We start from the raw sequence: 24,042 nt of genomic DNA, 5'->3' as shown, positions 1-24,042 counted from the left end.
CAGTCAGCCTTATAGTCTGGTCAAAGTCAAACTGATAATTTCGGCGGGGCCCCTTGCCATGGCAACACAGGCGATCGACGGCGCGGCACTGCGCCAGATGGTGAATCTTGCCAGAAAGCAGAGCATCAGCTTTGCATTCTGCCCCGGCAGCAAGAATGACGACGTGCTGCTGCTGGACAAACGGCAGCCCGCTGCGGGCTTGGCCAAGGACGCAAAAAAGATCGGTTCATCGCCGAAAACCGCCTTTGGCCGCATGCGTGCGGATGCCAAAACGATCCAACTGGAGTGCGAAAGCGCGCTGCCCAACCTTGCCAAGAGCATCCGGAAATACCTGAAGGATAACGGCGTTTCCACCGAGGTGCAGCTGGTCGACGGCATCGCGCCTGCATCTGAGCCGGAAGAGGACAGCCCCGCCACGCAGGAAGCGAGCGCCGCACGCGAACCGAAACCGGAGGTCGACAAGGCGGCGCAGAGGGCACTCTCCACGCAGTTGAAAGACGCCCTGATGACGGCCGCGCGCGCAGGCCCCGTCGCGCAGCGCCTTGCGGCGGCGGCAGCCAAGCAGATCGCGGCACAGATCAAGCGCAACGAGCTGGAGGCAGCCACGGAGTCGCTCTCCGAGCTTGCCGGGCGCATTCGTGACACGCGGGCCACACCCGCCGAGCAACCCGCGCCGGAACAAGCGGCGCCCGATCTGGCCAGCGCGCGTCGCGACTGGGCACAGGCGCGCAAATCGGCGGCAGGCGACGTCCGCGCGCTGGTCGCAGGGGTGGCGAAGGCAACCGGCGACTCCGAGGGGCTCAGCCACGCGCAGCGCGAGATCGCCAAGCTGGTGCAGCCGATCCGGCAGTTGGATACGCGGCTGGAAACGCTGCTGGCGCAGATCGAAAAGGCGGGCTCTGCGGCCGAGCGGCAAAAGCTGACAAAAGCGGCGCAACGCCAGATCGGCAGCCATGTCGGGCTGATGAACACCGCCTTCTTCAAAGCGGTGGATCAGAGCGGTTTTGCCGATACCAATATCCGTGCAACGGTTCTGGGATCGCTGCGCAAGGTTAACAAGGTGATCGGGGCCTAGACCCCGGACCGCCGGAGGGAGGGAGACATGATCAAGAACTGGCTGCGGTCTGCGCTATGGGCGGCCACTGCGTTGTGCGCCGGGATGGCGCAGGCTGACACGGGCAAGCTGACGGTGCAACTCAACAAGTTTGAGCCAACCGAAGGCGGCGGCTGCCGCGCGTTTTTTCTGTTCCAGAACCAAACGGACAACAGTTTCGAAGGGTTCGAGATGTCGCTTGCCATTCTCGATGGCAACGGCGTGATCGACCGGCTGCTGAGCATTGACGCCGCCCCCCTTCCGGTCAGCCGCACGGTGTTGAAACTGTTCGAAATCCCAAAGATCAGCTGCGACAATATCTCGGAGATTCTGCTGCATGACCTGCCGGTCTGCAAACCACAGAATGCCGAACCGATCGACTGTTTTCCGATCCTTGCGCTGGACAGCAAGACCAGCGCCACATTGGCGCAATAAGCGGTGCCCGGTCTGGACAATCTCGGCACCGGCGGGCCGATCATCGCACTGCTGGCGGTGATGTCGCTGTTCTCGCTGGCCGTGATCGCGGTCAAGATCCTGCGCCTGTTGCCTGTCACGTCGGGCCGGGCGGCACGGGATCAGGCGTTGGCGGATTGGGCCAAGGGGAACAAGACGCAAGCGCAGACGCAGGTCGCTTCGGGCCGCGCGCCCGCCGACCGGGTCTGCGCCTACGCGATGCAATCGCTGATCGACGGGTTCAAGGGACCGGCGCTGATGGCTGAACTGACCCGGCGCGGCAATGAGGAATTTGCCGCCATGAACACGATGATCCGGATGCTGGAGCTGATCGCCATGATTGCGCCTCTGCTGGGGCTGCTGGGCACCGTGACCGGCATGATCCAGTCCTTTCAGGAGCTGGAGCTGGCCGAGGGTTCGGCCAATGCCTCGGTGCTGGCAGGCGGTATCTGGCAGGCCCTGTTGACCACCGCAGCCGGGTTGCTGGTCGCCATTCCCGCCGCTGTCGGGGCGTCGCTTCTGTCGGGCCGGGCCGAGCGAGGCGCGCAGGCTATCGAAAATGCCGTCGGTCGCCTGATGGTCATAGAGGAACGCGCCCCGGGTTGAGGAGACCACGCCATGTCGGGTGATCTGAGCCTTCGACGGCCGAAACCGCCCCGCGCGCTGATCTCGCTGGTGCCGATGATCGACGTGATGCTGATCCTGCTGGTCTTTTTCATGGTCACCTCGACTTATCTGAACCTCGACATGATCCCGGCTTTGGCGCAGCGGGATACGCCTGCGCCAACGCAGGCGGCCTCAAATACCCCGGCAGAGGTGCTGCTGATCCGGCTTGGCGCGGATGGTCAGCCCGTGCTGCGCGGTCAGGCCTTTGAGAACGCTGCCCTGGCAGAGCTGCTGCACGCCAGGCTGAGTGACACGCCCGGACTGCAGGTCATCATCCTGCCCACCGGGTCGGCCCGGATGCAGGCGCTGGTCTCGCTGATGGATCTGGTCACCCAATCGGGCGTTCGAGAAATGCGCGTCGTCCGGCTGGAGGCGGCGGAATGAGGATCGCCCGCCCCGCCCCGCGCACCCCGCCCGAGACGATCATTGCCCTGATCGACGTGGTGTTTTTCCTGCTCGTCTTCTTCATGCTGATTGGCCGGATGGACGCCACAGCACCTTTTGACGTGACCCCGCCCACCGGCACCACCGGCAGCGACATGCCTGCGGGCGGCGTGACGCTCTCGCTCAGCGCCGAGGGGGCACTGGCCTTGGACGGGGTCATCGTTGAGATGTCAGCAGCTGAAGCGGCCGTCGCGGAGCGACTGGAGAAACAGCCCGACATTCTGATCCGCATCAACGCCCATCGCAACACCGAACTGCGCCGGGTGCTGCCCCTGATCGCACGGTTCGAGGCCATGGGTGCGCGCGAAGTGGTGCTGGTGGTGACGCCACCCAAGGGGGGGCCGTGACGCGCAATCCGCTCATATGGCTGGCTGGCATCGCGATCTCGCTGCTGGCGCATCTTGCGGCGGGATTCATTCTGCTCTGGTCGCTTGACCCCGATACCATGCCGGATCAACCAGTGCCGGAAAGCCGGATGCAGCTGTCGGCCTACCGGGTCGAGCGCAGCGAGGCGCGGTCCGCAACACCGGAAAGCGAGGCCGCTGCGGCCGAAGACGCCAGCGGCGCACGGCTGGGCCAGGGCGCAATCCCGCGCGCGCGCGCCAAGCCCGTCATACCTACGCCGGAACCCACCCGCATCACGAAGGCAAACTCTCTCGCTCTGAGCGCCGACGCAACCAAGGGGCAAACGGTTCAACCCGCTTTTGCCGCGCCGCAAGCGCTGTCGGCCACCCCTGTCCCGGCAGCGCAGATTGCGGCATCAAGGCCTGCCGATCAGACCAAGGCCATCACTGCCGCCGCGATCACGGCGCTGCCGCTGGCCAACCGACCAGCAGACGCGCAACCACTCGCACAAACGACGCCCCCCACCACCGCACTGCCCGCCACCGAGGCTACGCCAGTCGCTCTGTCCCAGGCCGAACCCACAGTGACCCGCGCCAAGGCGGCGCTCGCGTTCAGCGGGTCGGGGGAGGGACCAGTCGACCCGGTCTCGCTGGCCGCCTTCCAGAGCTTCATGGCCCCCGAGGCAGCGGGCGACTCGGCGGCAGAGTTGCGCGACGGGATCGCGGGCATCCTGGCGCAAATCCCCTGCGCCAGGATGCAGGTGCAGTTCGAGCCCGCGACCAATACGTTGCAACTGGTGGGCCATGTGCCCGAAGACGGGATGCGCGCGCCCGTCTTGCAAGCGCTGCGGGCGCAGATGGGCGCGGATATCGCCGTGGCCGACACGCTGCTGATCCTGCCGCGCCCGCAATGCGGCGCGCTGACCGGGATCGCAGGCGTCGGACTGCCGCAATCCACCGACCAGATCACCAACCCGCTGCTGGTGGGCGAGGACACCCATGCGCGCGAATTCCGCTACATGCAGGGCCAGCAACTGATCCTCGATCTGACCGCACCGGATTATGACGCCTATCTCTATGTCGACTATTTCGACGCCAAGGGGCAGGTCATCCACCTGTCACCCAATGACAGCGTGCCGCTCACGCTGGCCACTGCGAAATCCGCCCTGCGCGTGGGCGCCGAACGCCCCGGAGATTCCGGTCTCTACATCACCATCGGCCCCCCTTACGGTCAGGAGATTGCCGTGGCCTTCGCCGCCTCGCAGCCGCTTTATGACGACACGCGCCCACTGGTGGAACCGGCAGGACCCTATCTGGATTGGATGAAAGCGCGGGTGGCCGAAGCCCGCGCGAAGAACCCGGAGTTCAAGGGCGAATGGGTCTATTTCTTTGTCTCGACCGCTGCGCAATAGAGCATCGCTCACTTGATCTGATTCACTGGCGATGCCCTATTCGCTTGATTTGGCGCGCAATTCATTCTGAACTCCGGATCCCACTTTTCCTGGATTGCGCTCCAAGGGCCCCTTGCCCTGCTCGGCGGCAATGTTAGGGTCACATTATTGAACCGCATGGAGATTGCCGTGGCTCGTTTCGCTTCCCTGGCCGCTTTGATTTGCACAGTTGCCGGCTGCGCAGCACCGCCCCCTTCGCCGCAAGACGGACAGGGTGCGACACCTCAAATCCGTGCGGTTGCTCAAGACGGGCAGCTTGAGGTTTCAGACGGTTCCACACGGTGCGATGGGGAATACGATCCTTTAGACCAGTCCAAGACCCTGCAGGTTACGCTTATATGCGATGACGGCCAAACCGGCACCGCATCAATGTCCAGAAGCGCAGATCAGACATCCGGCGCCGGAACCGTATCCTTGAGCGACGGCGCGCAATGGGAATTCCTGTTCGGTCGCGCAACAGAGCTGATCTGACGCCGTCAATACAAGACGCTCGCGCAGTGCAGCACTGTGCAAATGCGAATGGCCCTGCTTCTCTAAACTTCTTTGGAGAATGGCGTGCATTCATGTCGCGAATGGCCTGTTAGCATGCCTCATGGACAATTCAAACAGTCAGCATCCGAGGCACTTCTGAATCCGGAGAGTATCGGCTACGGCGACCGATGCATCATATATCGCAGAGCAACATCTTATTTCGACCAAAGCCGAAGAAAAACTGGACGGACTTTCACGAGATGTGTTGGTGAAATTGCATCCAGCCTTTGAAAAGCTTGGCGGGCAAATCATTGACCTTGATCGATTCATGGATGAGTTTATTGGTGATATTGACGCAGAACTCATTTCGAATATGCGCCAGACCATCGCCGCCGCATATCAGGAACTGATGACCGAAGAGGAAATTCACAGCGTGACTGCAGCGGACGACACAACACGCTTGACGCGATCTGTCGTGCACCGCGCGTAAGTGCTTGATCTGTAAGTCGGAAAGGATGGTGGGTGATGAGAGACTCGAACTCCCGACATCTTCGGTGTAAACGAAGCGCTCTACCAACTGAGCTAATCACCCGCTGCGGGCGGATGTAGCCAAGGTCTGGCCCATGTGCAAGAGGCTTTGCGCGCAATTTCGCGAACAAACATCACGCCTGCTCGGGACCAGAGGTTCAGCCGACGATCATCTGCTTCATCCGCAGCGCCTCGTATTCCAGCTCCTTGAGCCGGAAATTCACCACATCGCCAATGGTGATCATGCCACAGAGATTGTCATCCACGATCACCGGCATGTGACGGAAGCGCCCCTCGGTCATGCGTTTGAGTACGTCCATCAGCGCATCATCGGGCGCGCAGGTCATCACGTCGCTTGTCATCAGCGCCGCGACCTCCTGCGGCAAGGTCTGGCCCGGCGTCTCCGCCATGCGGCGCACGATGTCGCGTTCCGACAGGATGCCCTGCAGCTTGCCGTTCTGGTCGGTGACGACCAGCGCGCCGATATGCTTGTCCTTCAGGATCTGGACCGCATGGCTGATCGTATCGTTGGGGCGCAGGGAAAACACCGCATCACCCTTGCCCTCCAGCAGCCTGGACACAGTGGTCAGCGAATGCGACAGGTTCGACTCCACCGATTGGCTGTGGGTCTTCTTATCGGTCTTGTCGCCACGGCTGGGCGCTTGGTAAGAGCTTGGGGCCATAGGCTGAATTCCTTCTGCGGATGCGACTCTGTTCACCTGTCACTTTAGCGCGGGTTGACGATCCCGGAAGAGGGAATTTGGACGCGGCACGGCAAACAGCGGCATCGGAGCGGAAAAATGGGCGAAGAACTGTATCTCACACCGGTTACCGGGGCGCTGATCGTCTTTGCCGTAGTGGTTTGCGGCCACCGGTTCCGGCTGGCCTGGAAAGACCAGACGCCCGGTTGGCAGCGACGCGCATGGCTGTTTGGCATTCCGGCAGCGCTTGGCCTGCTGGCACTGGGGTTTCTGCCACTCAAGGTCTGAGCATGGTTTGACTCCGCAAGACCCCGCTGGCATATGCCGCCCATGATATCCGACCGGAGTTTCCCCATGCTGCGATGGTTTCCTCTGCTCCTGCCTGCCGCTCTGGCCGGCTGCCTGTTCGATGAGGACCCCGAGGTTCTGCGCCTGTCGGGCGAAACCATGGGCACCACCTATAACATCACGGCCGTGGGCACCGATCTGGATGGGGATGCGATGGCGGCGGCGGTTACCGACAGCCTCGCCTCGATCAATGCCAAGATGTCGAACTGGGACCCCAACTCCGAGGTTTCGGTCTTTTCCGCCTCTGCCGACACCCAAGCCGTTGCGGTCTCGCCCGAATTGGCCAGCGTGATGGCGGCGGCGAACGAGGTGCACACACAAAGCATGGGGCGGTTCGATGTCACGCTCGGACCGCTGATCGAGCTTTGGGGCTTTGGCCCCCGCAAACCCGAAGACCCGGTGCCCGGCGATGACGCCATTGCCGCAGCGCTCGCGCATGTGGGTCAGGACCGGTTGCTGGCTCTGGACGAAGACGCCGGCACGCTCAGCAAATCCGACGCCGCCGTGGGTATCAATCTGGGTGCCATTGCCAAAGGCTACGGTGTCGATGCGGTGGCGGCGGCATTGGCCGGGTTCGGGGTCGAGAATTACATGGTCGAGATCGGCGGCGATCTGGTCACACGCGGCGAGAATGACAAAGGCGAGACCTGGCGCATCGGCATCGAGCGGCCTGACGCCAACGTACAGACGGTTGAATTGATCGTCCCGGTCAGTGATCGCGGCCTGGCCACTTCGGGCGATTACCGCAATTTCTTCGAGCAGGACGGCGTGCGCTATTCCCATATCATCGACCCCACCACCGGGCATCCGATCACCCACCGGACCACGTCGGTCACCGTGGTGGCGAATGATGCGATGATGGCCGATGCCTGGGCCACCGCGCTGTTGGTCCTGGGGGCCGAAGACGGCCTGAAACTCGCCGACGAGAACAATCTTGCCGCCTTCTTCATCAGCCAGGCTGCACAGGACGGCGTTGAGCCCTATATTGTGCAGCAAAGTAGCGCCTTCGCTGCGATTCTCGCCGGCCAGTGACGGAGACAGATCATGAGCACTTTCATCCTCGCCTTTGCGCTGTTGGCGCTGGTCATGGTCGGAATGTCGCTGGGCGTGATCCTGATGGGCAAGACGATCAAGGGCAGCTGCGGCGGGCTGAACGCGATCTCGGGCGCTGACAAATGCGTTGTCTGCCAGAAGGATGTCGATCCCGACAGCCCCCTGCGCGACAAGCTGCAATGCAAACGCGCCCGCAAAATGATCGAAGAGATGGAGCGCGCGGGCTGATCCCTAGCGCTTGAACCGCGCCATACCGATCGCTTCGATCAAGGTTTGGCGCACCGGGTCGGGCTGCGCCTCGACCGCGCCCAGAACCTCGCGCAACTCGGCCCGCAACCCGTGCATCTGGTCGATGAGCGAGATCATCATCGACAGCGCATCCGCCTCCATCTCGTATTGGTCGTGCAACTCGCAGGCCAGTTCCAGCCGCGCCACATCAAGGCTCTGATAGATCAGCCCCTGATCGGACTGGGTCGGGATCACGATCTCGGCCGCGAGGTATTCGGTCAGACGGTCGGGCGTGAGCCGTGTAATCCTCGCCACAAGCTGGGTTTCGGTATAAATGCGGCTCATGACGGCATCCCCGCGCGTGGATCATAGCTGTGGGCGTCGCGCCACGTCTCCATGAACTGTTTCAGATCCTTGTCGATCTCTTTTGGCATCACCACGGTCAGTTCGATCAGTTGATCGCCGCGATCCGAGCTGCCGCGCTTCCTGACCCCCTTGCCCCGCAATCGCAGCGTGCGGCCACTGCTGGTGCCGGGTGGAACCGAAACATTCACCTTGCCGTCTATCGTGGGCGCGGGAACCTTGCCGCCCAGGATCGCCTCATCCAGCGAGATCGGCAAGCTGATGCGGATGTCATCCCCCTCGCGCTGAAACAAAGGATGGGGCGCGACGCTGACACTGACCAAGGCGTCACCCGGCGCGCCCTCGCCCATCCCCGGATCGCCCTTGCCGCGCAACCGGATGGTTTGGCCATCGGTGATCCCGGCGGGGATCTTCACCTCGACCCGGTCGCCATCGGGCAGGGTCAGCTTTTGACTGGCGCCATAGACCGCATCCAGAAACGATATCTGCAGGGTATACTGGCGATTGCGACCCGGCGCGTGAAACTCGTATGGCTCGCGCTGCCCGAACCCGCCCTGCCCGCGCCCGCGCATGAACTCCGAGAATATGTCGGACATATCCGACTGATCGCCGAAATTGGAACCCGAGCGATAGGGGTTGCCCGCCGCCTCGGCATAGTCGCGGTAATAGTGCTGCTGCGGCTTTTCCTGCCCCGAGGCATCGATCTCGCCCCGGTCAAACCGCGCCCGTGTCTCGGCATCCTTGAGCAGGTCATAAGCGGCAGCGGCGGATTTGAACCTCTCCTCCGCCTCGGCATCACCGGGTTTCAGATCCGGATGGCATTCCTTGGCGATGCGCCGATAGGCTTTCTTGATTTCGCCGTCAGAGGCGTCTTTTGAGACACCCAGCGCTGAATAGGGATCGTCGCTCATCCTCGCCTCGCTTTGTCATGGCCGTCAGCGGGTCACCGGACCGCCCTTAGCCAAGTTTTATCACGCGATTCCAACCGGTCAAATCGGAACTGCCCTCCCACGCGGCTATGCTGCGCCGCGTTCTGCAAGCACAGCTCGCCGATGTTATCAGGGCTTGAGCGCGGCAGTGACGATGATCTCAACCTTCAGAACGTCACGGGCCAACCGCGCCTCGCCACACGCGCGCGCGGGGGCGTGCCCTGCAGGTACCCAGGCATCCCAGACCGCGTTCATCTCGGCGAAATCGGCCATGTCACGCAGCCAGACAATGGCTTGCAGGATATGTTCACGGCCCGAGCCCGCCTCCTCCAGCAGCGCGTCGATCCGGGACAGGCAATCGCGTGTCTGTTCGGCCACCGTCTCGCCCGCGCCGACCTGACCACATAGATAGACAACGCTGTTATGGGTGACGATCTTGCTCATGCGGGCAGAGATATGTTTGCGGTCGATCATGTAAGAACCCCTCGCTGTCAGCAGGTATAGTTGAGGCCAAGCCGCCCGCCATCCACATAGATGGACTCACCCGTCACATAGCTGGCCTTTTTCGAGCACAGGAACGCGACGACATCGGCGATTTCGCGGGCGGTCCCTGCCCGTTTCAGCGGTGTGCGCGACAACACCGTCTTCATCGCGTCGGGATTGGCGTTCACGCCCGCCATCATCTCGGTGTCGATCGACCCGGGGCCGACCGCGTTCACCCGGATATTATGCTGCGCCAGCGCCAGCGCCGCCACTTTGGTCAATTGCATCACTCCACCCTTCGAGGCGCAATAGGCCGGGATTGCCGGGATCGCAACCTGCGCGTTGATCGAGGACATGTTGACAATGGCGCCTTCGATTCCCTTGTCGACCATGGTGTTCGCCGCCCGCTGCGTGGCCAGAAAGACGCCGCGCAGGTTGATATCGATCACGCGCTCGAAACTGTCGAGATCATAGTTCAGGAAATCACCCGGCGCAGCGATGCCCGCATTATTGACCAGGGCGGCCACCGGGCCATGGTTGACCTCGATCTGGTCGAACATGGCCGCAATCGCTGCCGCGTCGCCCATGTCGCAGATCATGCCCGCGCCGCCCAGCGTCCGGGCAGCGGCATGAACGCTGTCCTGAATGTCGGCCAGAATCACAAAATAGCCATCCTCGGTCAGCGCCTCGGCGCAGGCATAGCCTATGCCCTGGGCGGCACCGGTCACGAGCGCAATGGGTTTGTCTGTCATCGTCAATCTCAATCCTTGTCTTCGATGGCCGCACCGGCCTGTTCCTGAGAGATATCCTCCACCGCAGCGGGGAACGTGTCTCTTATGTGCTCATGTCGTGTCAGACGCTCCTGATCAACTGGTTTGCGGTGAAGGCCGCGTCATATACCCGCGAAAGAACCTGACCACCCTTCACCGGGTTCGGCGCGGTGACCGGCAGCGGCAGTTTCTTGCCCGGTTTGCCGGAGATCAGATCGGCCAGCGCCCGGCCAAAGAGCGTTCCGGTGGTGATGCCCCGCCCGTTATATCCGATCGGCGTGTAAAGGTTCTCGGCCAGTTCATGAATGCGCGGCAGGTGATCGGGGGTCATGGCGATCTGGCCCTGCCAGGCCTCTTCGAACATGACCTCGGCCAGCGCCGGGAACAGCCGCGCGAGGCGCTTGCGCGCCCAGCGGTGCGACAGGCCCTTGTCGGCGCGACCGATCACCCTGCCCATGCTGCCAATCTGCAGCCGACCCCCGGCGTCACGGCGCAGACTGGACATGATCCGCCCGGTATCCCACAAACCCTGTCTGCCCGGCAGGATATGCGCCGCCTCGGGTCCCAGCGGCGCAGTTGACAGCTGGAAATAGTTGATCCTGGTGAACACCCGCTTCAGGTCGGGCCACAACGCGTCGGTATAGGCATTGGTGCCCAGCACCACGTACCGCGCCCGCACAACACCCTTTTCGGTTTCGACGATCCAGTGCGCACCATCCCGGCGCAATGCAGTCGCGCGCGCGCCGGTTCCGATCCGCGCACCCGCCGCAACCGCAGCCCGTGCCAACCCCCGACAATAACCCATCGGGTTGATTGTGCCCGCGCGCCGGTCCAACAGCCCGCCATGAAACACATCCGTCCCTGTCAGCCCGGACATTTCGGCGCGCGACAGCAGCTCAACAGGTTCGCCCAGACGCTGCCAATCCGCGTGGCGTGCCTGCAGGTCCCGCAGCCCGCTCGGCGCATGGGCGGCGTGGATGGTGCCGGTCTGGGTAACCTCGCAACGGATCTGGTGCTTTTCGATCAGTGAAAAGACATAGGACGGGCCCCGGTTGAACAACTCCACGAAACCCGGCCCGTGACCCGGTCCAAGCGACTCGGCCACCTGGCGCGGCGGCAGCCACAGCCCCGCATTGACCAGCCCGACATTGCGCCCTGACCCGCCATAGCCGATCTGCTGCGCCTCAATCACCTGCGCCGACAGGCCCGCCTCGGCCGCGTGCAGCGCGGTCGAGAGCCCGGTATACCCGGCCCCGACAATCGCCACATCCACGGCGGCATCGCCGGCGAAAAGCTGATCCGTCTCCGGCTCCTGCGCAGAAGCCTCCCAAATCGAGATCGGTGAATCGACACTCATGCAGGTCACGCTCCATCCGGCACCCGGATTCACGTTGCAGGCCACCGTTGCCAGTGTCAATTTACGATATCGCTGTTCAGCTAATCGAGACACGGAGCCATCATGACCCAATTGAAACGTTCTTCCGCCCAGATGGTGGCCGAGGCCCGCGCCCGTATCGAGGAGGTCGAGACACCAGACCTGATCGCGATGGTCGACACCCCGGATGTGGTCATTGTCGATATTCGCGACCCGCGCGAACGCCAGCGCAGCGGGTTCATCCCCGGCAGCGTCCACGCCCCGCGCGGGATGATCGAGTTCTGGGTCGATCCCGACAGCCCCTATCACAAGGATGTCTTCGCCCAGCCCGGCAAAAAGTATGTGTTCCACTGCGCCTCGGGCTGGCGCTCGGCCCTCACAGTGGCAACGCTGCAGGATATGGGGTTCGAAGCTGCCCACCTGCGAGAGGGGTTCTCGACCTGGGAGAAGCAGGGCGGCCCAGTCGCATTCCCGGCCGAGCCGGACTGAGAGTTCAGCCCCGCTATGTCGCGCGCCAGCGATAATGCGGCGCCCGTTCGCCGCGCAGATAGCGCACCACATCCGCCGCGTCGATCACCAGCGACACCGTGTTGAAGCCAATCAGCACGACCACCCACCAATAGAGCGCCGGGTCGGTCTGCCGGTCGGGCAGTGACGCAGCGAACCAGATCAGCATCGGTATCCAGAACACATGCCCGATGCCCAGCAGTCTCACGAAGCCCAGCCTGCTATAGATCACCATCATCACCGCGATCCCCGTCAGCGCGGCCAGCAAGGCAACGAGGCCATAAGTGGTGTCGAGAAAAAACAGCGCGCCCAGATTGATCGCAATCAGACAAACCGCCCAGATCCGCGGCAGCGGCGCAAAGCGAAACAGCACGATCCACAGGATCTCCAGGACATACATGCCATGACCTCCCTGTTGTCCGCTCATTGGACGCGACCATGCGCAATCCGGCAAGAGTTTTGATGCGTGGTGGGACCCCGGATTGGACCGAAGACCCTGAAATCGCTTAGACTGGTTGCACAACCCTCGCAACAGGGCGCTGACAGGATGAGACGCAGACGCTTCATCGCCAATATACTCCGCACCGCCGCGCTGCTTGGCACGGTGCCCCGCGTGGTACTTGGCCAAAGCCAGGAAGGGGACAGACCCATGTCACTCACCGATCCCGAGGCCGAGACCCTGTCGAAATGGTGTGATCTGCTGGCCCCCGGCGCGGCGCGGGCCGGGGTGGCGCGCTATGTCGACCAGAACATCTCGGGGCGTTTTGGCGAGTCCATGCTGCTGCTGCGCTATCTCGACAGCGGCGCGATGCTGCCCTTCTATCGCGGTGGCATCGCCGGAATCGAACAGGAAAGCCAGCATCGCTTTGCAATGGGGTTCGCCCGGCTTGACCCGCAGCAAAGCGGAGAGATCGTGGCGGCGGCGGCCCGGTCGAAAACCGAAGCCTGGACAACCCCCGACCCCAATTTCTTCTACTTCATTTCCCGCAGCGACGCGGTGGATATGGTCTATGGAACCGAGGCAGGCTTTGCCCAGCTCGACATTCCCTATCTGGCCCATATCGACCCGCCCAAACCATGGTGAGCCCATGACCGATCACACCCATGATCCCGTCGACGTGGTCATCGCCGGTTCCGGCATCGCGGGCAGCACCATGGCCGCGGAACTGGCCGAAGCGGGGTTTTCGGTTCTGGTGCTGGAGGCGGGGCCAGAGCGCAAACTGTCCGAGATGGTCAGCTCGCAAATCTGGTCCCGACGGCTGCGGTGGGCGGGCCCTGAGGTGATCGAGACCGGCGATCTGGTGGGGGCTGCGAACTTCGCCATGGGCTGGGGTACGGGCGGGGCGGGGCTGCATTGGTATGCCAACTGGTACCGGCTGCACCCGGATGATTTCCGGGTCAACACGCTGCACGGCAAAAGCCTGGACTGGCCAATCACATATGACGACCTGCGCCCATGGTATGACCACGCGCAGACCTATTTCGGTGTCTCCGGCGATGCCAAAGCCGACCAATGGTCACCGCAGAGCGATCCCTATCCGATGCCGCCCCTGCCCCTCTCGCGCCAATCGCAGGCGCTGAAGAAAGGGTTCGATGCAGTGGGGCTGGCGCTGGTGCCGAACTCGCTGGCAGTCAACAGCCAGAGCTATGACGGCAGAGCGGGCTGCATTCTGGACGGCTGGTGCGATGCGGGTTGCCCGATCGGTGCGCTGGCCAACCCTCTGGTGCTGCAATGGCCCAAGGCGTTCAAGGCCGGGGCCAAGCTGCGCCATCATGCCTATGTCAGCAAGATCACCACCGATCCCTCGGGCAAACGCGCCACCGGAGTCGAATACCTCGACGAACAGGGCGCGCGGCATGTGCAGCCCGCCGCGATCGTGATCCCGGCCTGCCACACGATCTGGAACGCGCGCCTGTTGCTGCTCTCGGCCAATGACCAGCACCCGGACGGGCTGGGCAATGGCAGCGGGCTGCTGGGCCGGCATTTCACATCGCACGCGCTGACCACGATCCACGGGTTATTCCCCGACGAGACCGAGCCCTATCGGGGCGTGACCGGGGCCAATACGCTGTGTCTTGAGGGCTATGACGACAAGACGCCCGCCAAAGGCGCCTTTGGCAGCCGCGCCTGGCTGGCGGCGCAGGCCACAAAACCCAACGATCTGCTGGGGCTGGCGCTGGCCCGGCCCGAGCTTTATGGCGCGGCACTGGACGACTATATGCGCCGCGCCGCCCGGCATTACGGCAACATGACCGTGCTCTGCGAAGAAACCAGTATCCCGGAAAACCGGATAGAGCTGGACAGCCAGAAAGACCGCTTTGGTCTGCCTGCCGCTAAGGTCACCAATACCCTGCCCAAGGACAACGCCGCGCGCTCTGATCTGGCCAGGGCCGAGGGGTTGAAGATATTCAAGGCGGCGGGGGTCAGCGCACCCTGGGCCGGACAACGCGCGCCGATGCATATGATGGGCGGCACGATCATGGGCGACGATCCGGCGACATCGGTGACCAATTCCTTTGGCCAGACCCATGATGTCGAGAACCTGTTTCTGGCGGGCGCAAGCCTGTTCCCAACCCCCGGCGCCGTGAACCCCACCGCCACGCTCGCTGCTCTGGTGTTCCGCACCGCCAAACATATCAGCGACAACCGTGCCGCGTTGCTCAGATGAGCTTGGACTGACCAAATAGATTGAAACCTCCGGTTGCTATATTGATCCGTTTCGCCAACTGGATTGGTTTCGAACGATCTCGCTGCAAGCCGCTGCTTTGGGCGTGCACAGCAAAACCTTGATCAGAGCCCTAGCAAGCTAATACCGACGCTGAACAAGCGACCGATTTGAAGCGCAGGAACCACTATTGAAGAATTCTGAGACAACAGTCATTCTCCCCAAAGCAGAGCCAAATAGTTTGAGGATGAAGTTGGGCCTAAGATCGTGTGGAGTTCGCTGGTATCCTGCATTGCTAGTATTGTCGTGCCTCTCAACCGGTTTGAGCGCCGAGATAGAGCAATACTTGCCTGCCGAAGCACATGACCCGTCACAGGCATGGTGCGAGGGGGATCTGGGGCTATCTCCAAGTGCGGAACCATTTCTGCCAGACGGTGGCCTCATAAAAATCGGCGACATCATCATTCGCGTTTGCCAGCCACCGACAAGTGATCGCGGTCCTGACGAACGCGTCATGCGGTTGTTCGTGAACCCAAGGCGTGTTGAAGATCTGCGATATGATAAATCCGTATCCGGGGTGAGACTCGTGTATGTGGCACGCTCTGACCATAAATTAGATACAATTATTCAGCGAAAACAAAAAGTTGGAGACGCCCGTTTTGGCGGCTCAGCCTACGACATTTACAAATACTACAGCCCGGAAACCTCTGCCTTCGTTGATGCTCCGGCCTTCGTATACACGCACCAAGTCGATGGCTCCGATGCCCCCCCACCTCACGTCATAACATGCAGCAAGAGTTTTCCTCGCCATCCTGAAGCTCTGTCCTTTTGCCGTCTCTTTATTGATTACAAGGGAATAAGGGTGCGCTTGCTGTTCGCCGGCGGTGGTCCGGTTGCCCCGCCGCTTCCGCTCGAGTTGTTTCCCGAGTTCGCAAAAGATCTGGTCCGCGTGATGGAAGCCGTTGATGTCACCGCAGACGCAGAAGATTTGCGGAAAAACCTGCCTTATTGGGACCAACACGAGCAGTGAGCGATTAATTTCGTTTGGATTGCGTCTAGCCTATCTGGCAAGGCACGTCAGCGGCGGCAGGTCCCAATGGGCGCGTGGCGGCTGCGCCCGGCCCATGCCATCAAAGGCATCCAACAGCGCGTCGAACCAGCGCTCCAACGCCGAGCCTTGCGGCCAGAAGTGCCGCCGACTGACCACCCGCGCCCACTGAAACGTACCAAACAGGATATAGTCCCCATAATCAGGCGCATCACCCCCCAGATAAGGCGCAAGGGAAAGTGCATCCTCAACCGGGACCAGTGCGTTGCTGACCAGCGCGGCGGCGGGGTCGGGATCTGCACCGATCTGCTCGACGCTCTGGCCGAACTTCATCAGCGTTCGCTCCAGGTAATACGCCTTGTCGATCTCGGCGGTCAGCGGGAACTGCTCGGCGATCACCGCGCGGAACAGCGCCGGATGCAGCGTGCCATCCGCCCAGCTGTTCAGGAAACGGCATCGCGACAGGGCGGCGGGACCGGCCATAAGCGGGTGCGCAGGATAGGTCTCCTCAAGATAAAGCGCGATCTTCCAGCTGTCGCGCAACCACCGTCTACCGTCCACCAGCACCGGCGCGGTGATTCCACCCGATGCGGCGATGCGGTGTTTTTCGGTGATGCGCCAGGGCTGCGGCTCAAAACTCAACCCCTTATGGGCCAGTGCCATCCGTATTCGCCAGCAATAGGGGCTAAGGCGGCACGCGGGATCCTCTCCGATCACCTCGAAAAACCTGCGGGGTCCCGCTTGCCCGGACATCGCGCTGTCTCCTCCTGCCCCGCATGGCCCAATGCACATAGACCGACAACAGCTAAACCCGCAAAATAGCTGGTTTTTGGGTGAACTCCAAGCTTCCCCAAAGCGGCTGTGATGTGCATGGTTGTCACATGCAAGGTGATGTTCACGTCAGGAGATTCCGTGATGACACAGACCGGCCCCGCAAATCTGCACTATCTGGCCAACCCCCTGCTGAACAAAGGAACCGCCTTTTCGCAGGCCGAGCGTGACCAGCTTGGCCTCACGGGCCTGCTACCACCGCATATCGAAACACTCGACGAACAGATCATCCGCGCCCATGCCGCGTTCCGGTCCCAGGCCTCGCCCATCGAACAGCATATCTATCTGCGCAACTTGCAGGACGACAACGAGGTTCTGTTCTATGCCCTGCTGATCCGCCATCTGCCCGAGATGATGCCGATCATCTACACGCCCACCGTCGGCGATGCCTGCAAGCAGTTCAGCGAGATCTACCGCCACCCGCGCGGGCTGATCATCCCCTACCCCGAGCGGGACCAGATCGAACAGATCCTCGACAATGCCATCAACACGGATGTGCAGGCGATCGTGGTTACCGATGGCGAGCGCATTCTGGGCCTTGGCGATCAGGGCGCGGGCGGCATGGGCATCCCGATCGGCAAGCTGTCGCTCTATTCCGGGGCCGGTGGGGTCGACCCGGCGGTGACCCTGCCGATCCTGCTCGATCCCGGCACCAACAATCAGGAACGCTTGGACGATCCGATGTATATCGGCTGGCGGCATGAGCGCATCTCGGGAGAGGAGTATTTCGAGTTCGTCGATCTCTTCGTGCAGGCGGTGAAACGGAAATGGCCGCAGGTACTGCTGCAGTTCGAGGATTTCGCCCAGCAGCACGCCGCCCCTTTGCTTGAGAAATACCGCGATCAACTGTGTACCTTCAATGACGACATTCAGGGCACCGCCGCGGTCACCGCTGGCACGCTCCTGGCGGCGGCCAATGTGACTGGCGTGCCCCTCAAGGACTCGCGCATCGCCTTTCTGGGCGCGGGATCGGCAGGTGCGGGCATCGCCGAAGAGCTGATCCGGCTGATGGTCAAACAGGGACTGAGTGAGGCAGAGGCCCGCGACCGGGTTTACATGGTTGACCGCCACGGGCTGCTCACCGATGCCATGCAGGGCCTGTTGCCCTTCCAGCAACCGCTGGCGCATCCCGCCGCAAGCGTGAGAGACTGGGCCGCAGGCGACATCTCGCTGCTCGACGTGATCACCCATGCCAAACCGAACATTCTGGTTGGCGTCAGCGGTCAGGCCGGGCTGTTCACCGAAGAGATCATCCGTACCATGGCCGCAGACAGCGATCACCCGATCGTGCTACCGCTGTCGAACCCGACCTCGCGGATCGAGGCCACACCTGAACAGATCATCCACTGGTCCGATGGCAAAGCCATCGTCGCCACTGGCAGCCCCTTTGATCCGGTCAGCTACAAGGGTGACACCCACCACATCGCCCAATGCAACAACTCGTACATTTTTCCCGGCATGGGTCTGGGCGTGCTGGCTGCAAACGCGACACGGGTGACCGAGACGATGTTCATCGCCGCCGCCGAAGCGCTGGCCGCGCTCTCGCCCGCGCTGGCTGATCGTCGCGCCAGCCTATTGCCGGATGTGTCCGATATCCGCGACGTCAGCCGCCAGATCGCGCTGGCCGTTGGGCTGACCGCGCAGGCCGACAGTGTTGCCCCAAAGACCAGCAGAGACGCGCTTGAGGCTGCGATTGCCGCCAAATTCTGGACCCCGCATTACCAAGACTACGCAACCGGAGACGCATGATGACGTTCGACCTGAAAAGCTACCAGCCCCGTGGAGACAAGAAGAACTCGGACTTCTTTACCGAGTATCTGCCCCGCATCTACGAGCGTCGCCAATCCTCGGGCATTTCCGATCAGGTCGGAAATATGCGCGCCGTGGTCCAGCAGGTTGAACCGGACGCGATGCTGGACACCATTGTCGAGCTTTACGTGATGACCCCCTACCGGCACACGGCCAGCTATCTGGGCCGCACGCACCGGTTCTCGGTGCTGCATTCCCATCCCGACTACCCGGCGCTGATCCTGATGGCGCCGCTCAGCGACGGGTTCGAGGATTTCATCCCCCGCATCAACCGCATGTACCCGCTGGCGCGCAAGCTGCCGCAGACCCGTTATGTGGGCGAGATCTATGCCGCGACCGACCTGAAATTCCTGCGCGACACGCTGGAGGATCAGAACATGCGGTTCGAATATGCCGGTGACACGGAAAACCCGTTCTATACCGGCAACGGGTTTCTGTTCTCGACACCGTCGGATTTCACCGCCAATCGGGTGGGGTATTCCAATCTGGATTTCAACAATCCCAACTCGCTGGGCCTGGGCGATGTGATCGAACTCAGCACCGAGGAACGCACGCGTCTGGACAAGGCCGCCGCCTTTGGCGCTGACAGCAATATCTCGCCGCTGATGCTGGGGCTTGACCACATGGCGACGCGCATTCTGGCCGGTGAGCGCGAGGATGCGATCCTCGAATTCCTCACCATGGTGCCCTATTATTTCTGGGGCGCTTACAACATTTCGGACATGAACTCGTCCACCAATGTCAACCGCAACCCGCATGTGGATGACGACAAGAAATCGCCCGCCAAGGTCTTTACCGCCAACAACACGCCGTCTTTCGTGAACTCCTTTGACCAGCTACCGATGCCGACCGAGGATTTCGTGCGCAATTTCGGTCGCCGCCTGCATCACATGGCGGTCGAGATCAAGGATGGCGACCATACGGGCGGCGAAAAGAACGTCGATTTCGTGGTCAACACGTTGAAGGACGAAGGCGTGCCGTTCCTGGCCCATGTGGTTGGCGAATGCAAAGACGATCCGAACCTGAAACAGATCTTCTCGAAACACTCGCGCTACACGCTGCTGATCACCGAATATATCGAGCGCTGCCACAAATATGATGGCTTCTTCACCAAGGACAATGTCGCCGCCCTGACCGCTGCCGCCGGGCAGGATGAGCAGTATCAGCATGGCCATGTCTTCGACTGAGCGGCACAGGATTTAGACAGAACCGCGTTTGCTGCTATGATCTGGCGATGATCTACCGGTTCGGGGCGTTTTCACTGGATAAAGCGCGGCAGGAATTGCGCCGCGGCGATGCGCTTGTCGAGGCCGAACCTCTGGCGCTGGCGCTGATCCAGCACCTGATCGAACACCGCGACCGGCTGGTCGGCAAGGACGAGCTGTTCGATGTACTCTGGGACGGGCGGGCGGTGTCGGATGCCGCCCTGTCCACCTGTATCAAATCCGCCCGTCGCGCAGTGGACGATTCCGGCACCCTGCAGGCCGCTATCAAGACCGTGCATGGCAAAGGCTTGCGTTGGGTCGCCCAGCTCGAAACGCCCGGCCCCGCCACCACGCAGGAACGCCAGACCGATCTGGACCAGCCCGAGGAAGAGTGGATCGCAGCCTCGCGCCGCCCCTCTCTGGCGATCCTGCCTTTTGATATCCTCGGCGGTGACATGACCGCCGCCACCCTCAGCGAGGCGATCCCGCATGAGCTGATCGCCGCCATCTCGCGTCTGCGCTGGATCTCGGTGATCGCGCGCGGTTCATCCTTCCGGTTCCGCTCTGGCAACGGCAATCTGGTCGAAATCCGGCAGAAACTGGGCGTGCGCTATTGCCTGACCGGTAGCGTCGAGATGATCGGGCGGCAGGTCTGCATCAGCGTGGAACTGGCCGAGACCTCGGACGGTCAAGTGATCTGGGCCGAGCGGTTCCAGTCACCGCTGGAGGAGGTGCACCAAATCCGCGAAACCATCGTGGCGCAGGTGATCTTTGCGGTCGAAATGCAGATCCCGCTGAGCGAGGCCGCCAAGGCCCGGCTGCAATCACCCGAGAACATCGACGTCTGGGCGACCTATCACCTGGGCCTGCAATCGCTCTATCGCTTTGACCAAAGCGACAATGCCCGCGCGATTGCGATGTTCGAAAAGGCCATCGCGCTGGACCCCGGCTTTGCCCGCGCCCATGCGGCGCTGTCCTTCGCCCATTTCAAGACCGCCTTCATGCACTACGGCACCAACCGCGACGTAGCGGTCAACGCGGCGCGTGGCTCTGCCGAACGCGGGATCGAGCTGGACCCGATGGACCCGTTCACCAATTTCAACATGGGGCGCTCGCTGTGGCTGGTCGACGACCTGACCGGCGCGCAAAGCTGGCTGGGTCGCGCCACCTCGCTCAGCCCCAGCTTTGCGCAAGGTCTCTATGCCCGCGCGTGGACCGAAACCGTATCGGGCGCAAGCGATACGGGTCGCCGTCTGTCGGATGAGGCCCGCGCGCTCAGCCCGCTGGACCCGATGCTGTATGCCATGTTGGGCACCCGCGCGATCAGCCTGTCGCAACAGAACCGCGACTATGAGGCGGCGAAATGGATCGAACGGTCCGCCAACGCGCCCGGCTCGCATTACCTGATCAAGGCCATCGCCGTCGCACTCAACGACATGGCCGGCAAACCCGGTGAGGCCGCCAGCTGGGCCGAGCGGCTGCTGCAACAGCGACAGGACATCACTCAGGCGCAGTTCTTCCGCTCATTCCCGTTTCGCGACGACACCTATCGTGCGCGGATGGCCGAAGCGCTGCGCCGACATGGCATCGAGTGACCGGGCCAGAAAAGAACATTTTCCACCTTTCCTCAGGCTTTCCCCAGACAGCCCTCAAGACATTGCCGATATCTGCGCATAGCTTGGAGCGACAAACCGGGCTTCGGGAAGACAGACCCAGACCCATTTAGGAATTTATTGAATGCCAAAGAAGGGGCGCATTATGACCACCGAGACCGTCAGAACCACCAAGGGCCACGGCCACACCTATGACAGTGTGCTGGAAACGATCGGCAACACACCCGCCATTCGGGTGAACAATATCGCCCCTGACCATGTCGACATGTACGTGAAATTCGAAGCGTTCAATCCGGCAGGTTCGGTCAAGGACCGGCTGGCGATCAACATCATCGAGGCCGCCGAACGCAGCGGCGCGCTGAAACCCGGCCAGACTGTGGTCGAGGCGACCAGCGGCAATACCGGTATCGGGCTGGCGATGGTCTGCGCCCAGAAGGGGTACCCGTTGGTGGTCACCATGGCCGACAGCTTCTCGGTCGAGCGGCGCAAGCTGATGCGGATGCTGGGGGCAAAGGTGATCCTGACGCCACGCGCCGAAAAGGGCTTTGGCATGTATCGCAAGGCAGTGGAGCTGGCCGAGAAACACGGCTGGCTGCTGGCCCGCCAATTCGAAACCGAGGCCAATGCCGATATTCACGCCGCCACCACCGCACAGGAAATCCTGAGCGATTTCGAGGGCAAGCGGCTGGATTACTTCGTCACCGGTTATGGCACCGGCGGCACGGTCGCAGGCGTGGGGCGGGTGCTGCGCGAGGCGCGCCCCGAGACCAGGATCATTCTCTCCGAACCCGCCAACGCGCAACTGATCGGCAGCGGTCACGCGCAAGAGCGCGGCGCCGACAACGCCCCTGCCGCCAGCCATCCCGCCTTTGAACCGCACCCGATCCAGGGCTGGACCCCGGATTTCATCCCCGCGGTTCTGCAAGAGGCCATTGATGGTGGCTACTATCAGGACCTGCGCCCGGTCCCCGGCATGACCGGTGTGGAATGGGCCAAGAAACTGGCCGCACAAGAAGGCATCCTGACCGGCGTGTCGGGCGGGGCCAGCTATGCCATCGCCATGGAAGTGGCCGAGCAGGCCGAGCCGGGGTCGACCATCCTGTGCATGCTGCCCGATACCGGCGAGCGGTACCTGTCGACCCCGCTGTTCGAGGATATCGCGGAGGAGATGACCGAGGAAGAGATCGAGATTTCGGCCTCGACCCCCGGTTATCACATGCCCTGACATGACCGGGCCTCTCGCAGAACTGGAGTTGGCCTGTGCGCAGGCCCTGTCCTATCGGCAGGGTCTGACGGGCGCGCCCTGCACTGCGGCGCGCGACTATGCACAGATGCTGGCCCACTATGACACGCCCCTCCCCGAAACCGGGGACTCCGGCGCGGCCGTCATCCGTGATCTGGCCGAAACCGCGACGCAAGGCCTGATGCCGATGGCACATCCGCGCTTTTTCGGCTGGGTGCTTGGTGGGTCCGCCCCGGTGGGGGTGGCCGCCGACTGGCTGGTCAGCGCCTGGGGCCAGAACGCGGCCTTTCACACCAGTTCGCCCACGGTATCCGCACTGGAACACGTGGCCGAGCGCTGGCTGCTCGACATTCTGGACCTGCCGCGCGAGGCCGCTGTAGGCTTTGTCACCGGTGCGACAGTGGGCAATTTCACTGCACTTGCGGCAGCGCGCGGCGCGGTGCTGCGCCGCCACGGCTGGGACCCCGATCAGGACGGCCTGTTCGACGCGCCGCCAGTTAAGGTGTTTCTGGGCGACGACGCCCATACCTCGGTCTTTTCGGCACTGGGCTATCTCGGCTTTGGCCGTCGCCGGGTGCAGCGGATCGCCACTGATGCCCAGGGTCGGATGGACCCAAGCGATCTGGCAACCCAAACCGCGCAGCACCCCGGCCCGTCCGTGGTCATCGCGCAGGCCGGTCAGATCAACACCGGGGCGTTCGACCCCTTCGAGCCTATTGCCGATATTGCAGCCGCGCATGGTGCCTGGCTGCATGTGGATGGTGCCTTTGGCCTTTGGGCGCGGGCGCATCCGGACTACCGCGCGCTGACCCACGGCCTCGAGCGCGCCCAGTCCTGGGCCGTGGACGGGCATAAATGGCTGCAAACTCCCTTCGACAGCGGCTATGCCATCGTCCGCGACCGCGCTGCGCTTGAGACCGCGATGGGCATCGACGCCAGCTACCTGCCCGAACGTATCGAGCAGGACAGAATCCCCTCGTTTCTGGTGCCGGAACTGTCGCGACGGGCGCGTGGCGTGCCAACATATGCAATGCTGCGCAGCCTGGGCCGTAAGGGCGTCGCCGACATGGTGGCCCGCCATTGCGGGATCGCCCGCCAGATCGCCGACCGGCTGACCGGCCAACCCGGCATCGCGGTGTTGAACGACGTGGACCTCAACCAGATCATCCTGCGCTTTGGCGCAGGCGCAGGCTGCGACATGGCAACCGAGCAGGTCATTCAGACCCTGCGCGATCAAGGGGCCCTGTTTGCCGGCGGTGCCCGATGGCGCGAGAATTGGGTCATGCGCCTGTCGGTGATCTGCGACGCCAGCGCCGCCGAAGATGCCGACCCCGTCGCCGAGGCCATCCTTGCCGCCTGGACTCAGGTGCGGGCCGGGCTCTGACAGGTGGAAATCATCTTGCGCTACAATGTATGCAAC

The 24,042-nt window shown here is 62.5% G+C and carries 27 protein-coding genes and 1 tRNA gene; 19 read left to right on the top strand and 9 right to left on the bottom strand.

The features are described from left to right. Positions 1-58: 58 nt before the first annotated feature. From M3P21_RS15665 to M3P21_RS15635, 7 genes are all read left to right on the top strand, one after another. Complete coding sequence (locus tag M3P21_RS15665) at positions 59-1,075, top strand: hypothetical protein (RefSeq protein WP_249711318.1); 1,017 nt, start codon at positions 59-61, stop codon at positions 1,073-1,075. A gap of 27 nt (positions 1,076-1,102) precedes the next feature. Then, positions 1,103-1,528 (top strand): hypothetical protein, encoded by a 426-nt coding sequence (locus M3P21_RS15660; RefSeq protein WP_249711316.1) that lies wholly within the window; start codon positions 1,103-1,105, stop codon positions 1,526-1,528. A gap of 3 nt (positions 1,529-1,531) precedes the next feature. Continuing rightward, entirely contained in the window at positions 1,532-2,152 is a 621-nt protein-coding gene (locus M3P21_RS15655) for a MotA/TolQ/ExbB proton channel family protein (RefSeq protein WP_249711314.1), read from the top strand. Positions 2,153-2,164: 12 nt separating this feature from the next. Further along, positions 2,165-2,596 carry an ExbD/TolR family protein gene (locus tag M3P21_RS15650; RefSeq protein WP_249711313.1) on the top strand — a complete coding sequence of 144 codons (432 nt, stop codon included), beginning with the start codon at positions 2,165-2,167 and terminating at the stop codon, positions 2,594-2,596. Beyond that, complete coding sequence (locus tag M3P21_RS15645; protein ID WP_249711311.1) at positions 2,593-3,003, top strand: ExbD/TolR family protein; 411 nt, start codon at positions 2,593-2,595, stop codon at positions 3,001-3,003. The genes M3P21_RS15650 and M3P21_RS15645 overlap by 4 nt, the downstream gene beginning before the upstream one ends. Next, positions 3,000-4,412 carry a DUF4384 domain-containing protein gene (locus M3P21_RS22680; protein WP_249711310.1) on the top strand — a complete coding sequence of 471 codons (1,413 nt, stop codon included), beginning with the start codon at positions 3,000-3,002 and terminating at the stop codon, positions 4,410-4,412. Before M3P21_RS15645 ends, M3P21_RS22680 begins: the two co-directional genes overlap by 4 nt. Positions 4,413-5,190: 778 nt before the next feature. Next, positions 5,191-5,412, top strand: a complete 222-nt coding sequence (locus M3P21_RS15635) for a hypothetical protein (RefSeq protein ID WP_249711308.1) — start codon at positions 5,191-5,193, stop codon at positions 5,410-5,412. Positions 5,413-5,438: 26 nt separating this feature from the next. Here M3P21_RS15635 and M3P21_RS15630 read toward each other — a convergent pair. Both M3P21_RS15630 and M3P21_RS15625 read right to left on the bottom strand, forming a co-directional pair. Then, a tRNA-Val gene (locus tag M3P21_RS15630) sits at positions 5,439-5,514 on the bottom strand. Between the two features lie 94 nt (positions 5,515-5,608). Next, positions 5,609-6,133 (bottom strand): CBS domain-containing protein, encoded by a 525-nt coding sequence (locus tag M3P21_RS15625; RefSeq protein WP_249711307.1) that lies wholly within the window; start codon positions 6,131-6,133, stop codon positions 5,609-5,611. Positions 6,134-6,250: 117 nt separating this feature from the next. Between M3P21_RS15625 and M3P21_RS15620 the strand changes: the two genes are divergently transcribed. The 3 genes from M3P21_RS15620 (at position 6,251) to nqrM (ending at position 7,780) form a co-directional block, all read left to right on the top strand. Then, positions 6,251-6,439 (top strand): hypothetical protein, encoded by a 189-nt coding sequence (locus M3P21_RS15620; protein ID WP_249711306.1) that lies wholly within the window; start codon positions 6,251-6,253, stop codon positions 6,437-6,439. 66 nt (positions 6,440-6,505) lie between these two features. Next, positions 6,506-7,531 (top strand): FAD:protein FMN transferase, encoded by a 1,026-nt coding sequence (locus M3P21_RS15615; protein ID WP_249711305.1) that lies wholly within the window; start codon positions 6,506-6,508, stop codon positions 7,529-7,531. Between the two features lie 12 nt (positions 7,532-7,543). Next, positions 7,544-7,780 carry a (Na+)-NQR maturation NqrM gene (gene nqrM, locus M3P21_RS15610; RefSeq protein ID WP_249711304.1) on the top strand — a complete coding sequence of 79 codons (237 nt, stop codon included), beginning with the start codon at positions 7,544-7,546 and terminating at the stop codon, positions 7,778-7,780. A gap of 3 nt (positions 7,781-7,783) precedes the next feature. Here the strand turns inward: nqrM and M3P21_RS15605 are convergent, their stop codons facing one another. The 5 genes from M3P21_RS15605 to M3P21_RS15585 all read right to left on the bottom strand — a co-directional run bounded on the left by M3P21_RS15605 (position 7,784) and on the right by M3P21_RS15585 (position 11,682). Then, entirely contained in the window at positions 7,784-8,125 is a 342-nt protein-coding gene (locus M3P21_RS15605) for a hypothetical protein (protein WP_249711303.1), read from the bottom strand. Then, complete coding sequence (locus tag M3P21_RS15600) at positions 8,122-9,054, bottom strand: DnaJ C-terminal domain-containing protein (protein WP_249711301.1); 933 nt, start codon at positions 9,052-9,054, stop codon at positions 8,122-8,124. The genes M3P21_RS15605 and M3P21_RS15600 overlap by 4 nt, the downstream gene beginning before the upstream one ends. Positions 9,055-9,201: 147 nt before the next feature. Further along, positions 9,202-9,546, bottom strand: a complete 345-nt coding sequence (locus M3P21_RS15595; protein ID WP_249711300.1) for a RidA family protein — start codon at positions 9,544-9,546, stop codon at positions 9,202-9,204. A gap of 17 nt (positions 9,547-9,563) precedes the next feature. Beyond that, a complete protein-coding gene (locus M3P21_RS15590; protein ID WP_249711298.1) occupies positions 9,564-10,307 on the bottom strand; it encodes an SDR family NAD(P)-dependent oxidoreductase in 744 nt (247 codons plus the stop codon). Positions 10,308-10,407: 100 nt separating this feature from the next. Further along, a complete protein-coding gene (locus M3P21_RS15585; RefSeq protein ID WP_249711296.1) occupies positions 10,408-11,682 on the bottom strand; it encodes an NAD(P)/FAD-dependent oxidoreductase in 1,275 nt (424 codons plus the stop codon). Positions 11,683-11,784: 102 nt separating this feature from the next. Between M3P21_RS15585 and M3P21_RS15580 the strand changes: the two genes are divergently transcribed. Further along, a complete protein-coding gene (locus M3P21_RS15580; protein WP_249711294.1) occupies positions 11,785-12,189 on the top strand; it encodes a rhodanese-like domain-containing protein in 405 nt (134 codons plus the stop codon). A 13-nt stretch (positions 12,190-12,202) separates the two neighbouring features. On the opposite strand, the gene M3P21_RS15575 is transcribed toward M3P21_RS15580, so the two are convergent. After that, on the bottom strand, positions 12,203-12,607 hold the full coding sequence (locus tag M3P21_RS15575) for a hypothetical protein (RefSeq protein WP_249711293.1): 405 nt from the start codon (positions 12,605-12,607) through the stop codon (positions 12,203-12,205). A 147-nt stretch (positions 12,608-12,754) separates the two neighbouring features. Between M3P21_RS15575 and M3P21_RS15570 the strand changes: the two genes are divergently transcribed. The 3 genes from M3P21_RS15570 to M3P21_RS15560 all read left to right on the top strand — a co-directional run bounded on the left by M3P21_RS15570 (position 12,755) and on the right by M3P21_RS15560 (position 15,903). Then, complete coding sequence (locus tag M3P21_RS15570; RefSeq protein WP_249711291.1) at positions 12,755-13,291, top strand: gluconate 2-dehydrogenase subunit 3 family protein; 537 nt, start codon at positions 12,755-12,757, stop codon at positions 13,289-13,291. Between the two features lie 4 nt (positions 13,292-13,295). After that, complete coding sequence (locus tag M3P21_RS15565) at positions 13,296-14,876, top strand: GMC family oxidoreductase (protein ID WP_249711289.1); 1,581 nt, start codon at positions 13,296-13,298, stop codon at positions 14,874-14,876. A 343-nt stretch (positions 14,877-15,219) separates the two neighbouring features. Further along, positions 15,220-15,903 carry a hypothetical protein gene (locus M3P21_RS15560; protein WP_249711287.1) on the top strand — a complete coding sequence of 228 codons (684 nt, stop codon included), beginning with the start codon at positions 15,220-15,222 and terminating at the stop codon, positions 15,901-15,903. Positions 15,904-15,933: 30 nt separating this feature from the next. Here M3P21_RS15560 and M3P21_RS15555 read toward each other — a convergent pair whose 3' ends face one another. Then, positions 15,934-16,674, bottom strand: a complete 741-nt coding sequence (locus tag M3P21_RS15555; RefSeq protein WP_283781001.1) for a glutathione S-transferase N-terminal domain-containing protein — start codon at positions 16,672-16,674, stop codon at positions 15,934-15,936. Positions 16,675-16,836: 162 nt separating this feature from the next. Here M3P21_RS15555 and M3P21_RS15550 point away from each other — a divergent pair, with 162 nt between their 5' ends. The 5 genes from M3P21_RS15550 (at position 16,837) to M3P21_RS15530 (ending at position 24,006) form a co-directional block, all read left to right on the top strand. Continuing rightward, the gene (locus tag M3P21_RS15550) at positions 16,837-18,501 is read left to right on the top strand and encodes an NAD-dependent malic enzyme (RefSeq protein WP_249711284.1); all 1,665 of its coding nucleotides are present in this window, start codon (positions 16,837-16,839) and stop codon (positions 18,499-18,501) included. Then, complete coding sequence (locus tag M3P21_RS15545; protein WP_249711282.1) at positions 18,501-19,748, top strand: hypothetical protein; 1,248 nt, start codon at positions 18,501-18,503, stop codon at positions 19,746-19,748. Before M3P21_RS15550 ends, M3P21_RS15545 begins: the two co-directional genes overlap by 1 nt. 47 nt (positions 19,749-19,795) lie before the next feature. After that, a complete protein-coding gene (locus M3P21_RS15540) occupies positions 19,796-21,361 on the top strand; it encodes a winged helix-turn-helix domain-containing tetratricopeptide repeat protein (RefSeq protein ID WP_249711280.1) in 1,566 nt (521 codons plus the stop codon). 163 nt (positions 21,362-21,524) lie between these two features. Beyond that, on the top strand, positions 21,525-22,604 hold the full coding sequence (locus tag M3P21_RS15535) for a PLP-dependent cysteine synthase family protein (protein ID WP_249711278.1): 1,080 nt from the start codon (positions 21,525-21,527) through the stop codon (positions 22,602-22,604). Between the two features lies 1 nt (position 22,605). Next, the gene (locus M3P21_RS15530) at positions 22,606-24,006 is read left to right on the top strand and encodes a pyridoxal phosphate-dependent decarboxylase family protein (RefSeq protein ID WP_249711277.1); all 1,401 of its coding nucleotides are present in this window, start codon (positions 22,606-22,608) and stop codon (positions 24,004-24,006) included. The last annotated feature ends 36 nt before the right edge of the window (positions 24,007-24,042 follow it).

Source organism: Ruegeria spongiae (assembly GCF_023502395.1).
Lineage (GTDB): Bacteria > Pseudomonadota > Alphaproteobacteria > Rhodobacterales > Rhodobacteraceae > Ruegeria_C > Ruegeria_C spongiae.
This window is presented reverse-complemented; position numbering and strand designations above follow the sequence as displayed.

What these genes read in the sequence shown, in the direction of transcription:
- M3P21_RS15595 (WP_249711300.1), bottom strand. Translation starts at nt 9,546, where the DNA reads ATGATCGACCGCAAACATATCTCTGCCCGCATGAGCAAGATCGTCACC.
- nqrM (WP_249711304.1), top strand. Translation starts at nt 7,544, where the DNA reads ATGAGCACTTTCATCCTCGCCTTTGCGCTGTTGGCGCTGGTCATGGTC.
- M3P21_RS15585 (WP_249711296.1), bottom strand. Translation starts at nt 11,682, where the DNA reads ATGAGTGTCGATTCACCGATCTCGATTTGGGAGGCTTCTGCGCAGGAG.
- M3P21_RS15550 (WP_249711284.1), top strand. Translation starts at nt 16,837, where the DNA reads ATGACACAGACCGGCCCCGCAAATCTGCACTATCTGGCCAACCCCCTG.
- M3P21_RS15580 (WP_249711294.1), top strand. Translation starts at nt 11,785, where the DNA reads ATGACCCAATTGAAACGTTCTTCCGCCCAGATGGTGGCCGAGGCCCGC.
- M3P21_RS15565 (WP_249711289.1), top strand. Translation starts at nt 13,296, where the DNA reads ATGACCGATCACACCCATGATCCCGTCGACGTGGTCATCGCCGGTTCC.
- M3P21_RS15540 (WP_249711280.1), top strand. Translation starts at nt 19,796, where the DNA reads ATGATCTACCGGTTCGGGGCGTTTTCACTGGATAAAGCGCGGCAGGAA.
- M3P21_RS15620 (WP_249711306.1), top strand. Translation starts at nt 6,251, where the DNA reads ATGGGCGAAGAACTGTATCTCACACCGGTTACCGGGGCGCTGATCGTC.
- M3P21_RS15535 (WP_249711278.1), top strand. Translation starts at nt 21,525, where the DNA reads ATGACCACCGAGACCGTCAGAACCACCAAGGGCCACGGCCACACCTAT.
- M3P21_RS15660 (WP_249711316.1), top strand. Translation starts at nt 1,103, where the DNA reads ATGATCAAGAACTGGCTGCGGTCTGCGCTATGGGCGGCCACTGCGTTG.
- M3P21_RS15575 (WP_249711293.1), bottom strand. Translation starts at nt 12,607, where the DNA reads ATGTATGTCCTGGAGATCCTGTGGATCGTGCTGTTTCGCTTTGCGCCG.
- M3P21_RS15600 (WP_249711301.1), bottom strand. Translation starts at nt 9,054, where the DNA reads ATGAGCGACGATCCCTATTCAGCGCTGGGTGTCTCAAAAGACGCCTCT.
- M3P21_RS15665 (WP_249711318.1), top strand. Translation starts at nt 59, where the DNA reads ATGGCAACACAGGCGATCGACGGCGCGGCACTGCGCCAGATGGTGAAT.
- M3P21_RS15545 (WP_249711282.1), top strand. Translation starts at nt 18,501, where the DNA reads ATGACGTTCGACCTGAAAAGCTACCAGCCCCGTGGAGACAAGAAGAAC.
- M3P21_RS15605 (WP_249711303.1), bottom strand. Translation starts at nt 8,125, where the DNA reads ATGAGCCGCATTTATACCGAAACCCAGCTTGTGGCGAGGATTACACGG.
- M3P21_RS15570 (WP_249711291.1), top strand. Translation starts at nt 12,755, where the DNA reads ATGAGACGCAGACGCTTCATCGCCAATATACTCCGCACCGCCGCGCTG.
- M3P21_RS15530 (WP_249711277.1), top strand. Translation starts at nt 22,606, where the DNA reads ATGACCGGGCCTCTCGCAGAACTGGAGTTGGCCTGTGCGCAGGCCCTG.
- M3P21_RS15645 (WP_249711311.1), top strand. Translation starts at nt 2,593, where the DNA reads ATGAGGATCGCCCGCCCCGCCCCGCGCACCCCGCCCGAGACGATCATT.
- M3P21_RS15615 (WP_249711305.1), top strand. Translation starts at nt 6,506, where the DNA reads ATGCTGCGATGGTTTCCTCTGCTCCTGCCTGCCGCTCTGGCCGGCTGC.
- M3P21_RS15555 (WP_283781001.1), bottom strand. Translation starts at nt 16,674, where the DNA reads ATGTCCGGGCAAGCGGGACCCCGCAGGTTTTTCGAGGTGATCGGAGAG.
- M3P21_RS15650 (WP_249711313.1), top strand. Translation starts at nt 2,165, where the DNA reads ATGTCGGGTGATCTGAGCCTTCGACGGCCGAAACCGCCCCGCGCGCTG.
- M3P21_RS15590 (WP_249711298.1), bottom strand. Translation starts at nt 10,307, where the DNA reads ATGACAGACAAACCCATTGCGCTCGTGACCGGTGCCGCCCAGGGCATA.
- M3P21_RS15625 (WP_249711307.1), bottom strand. Translation starts at nt 6,133, where the DNA reads ATGGCCCCAAGCTCTTACCAAGCGCCCAGCCGTGGCGACAAGACCGAT.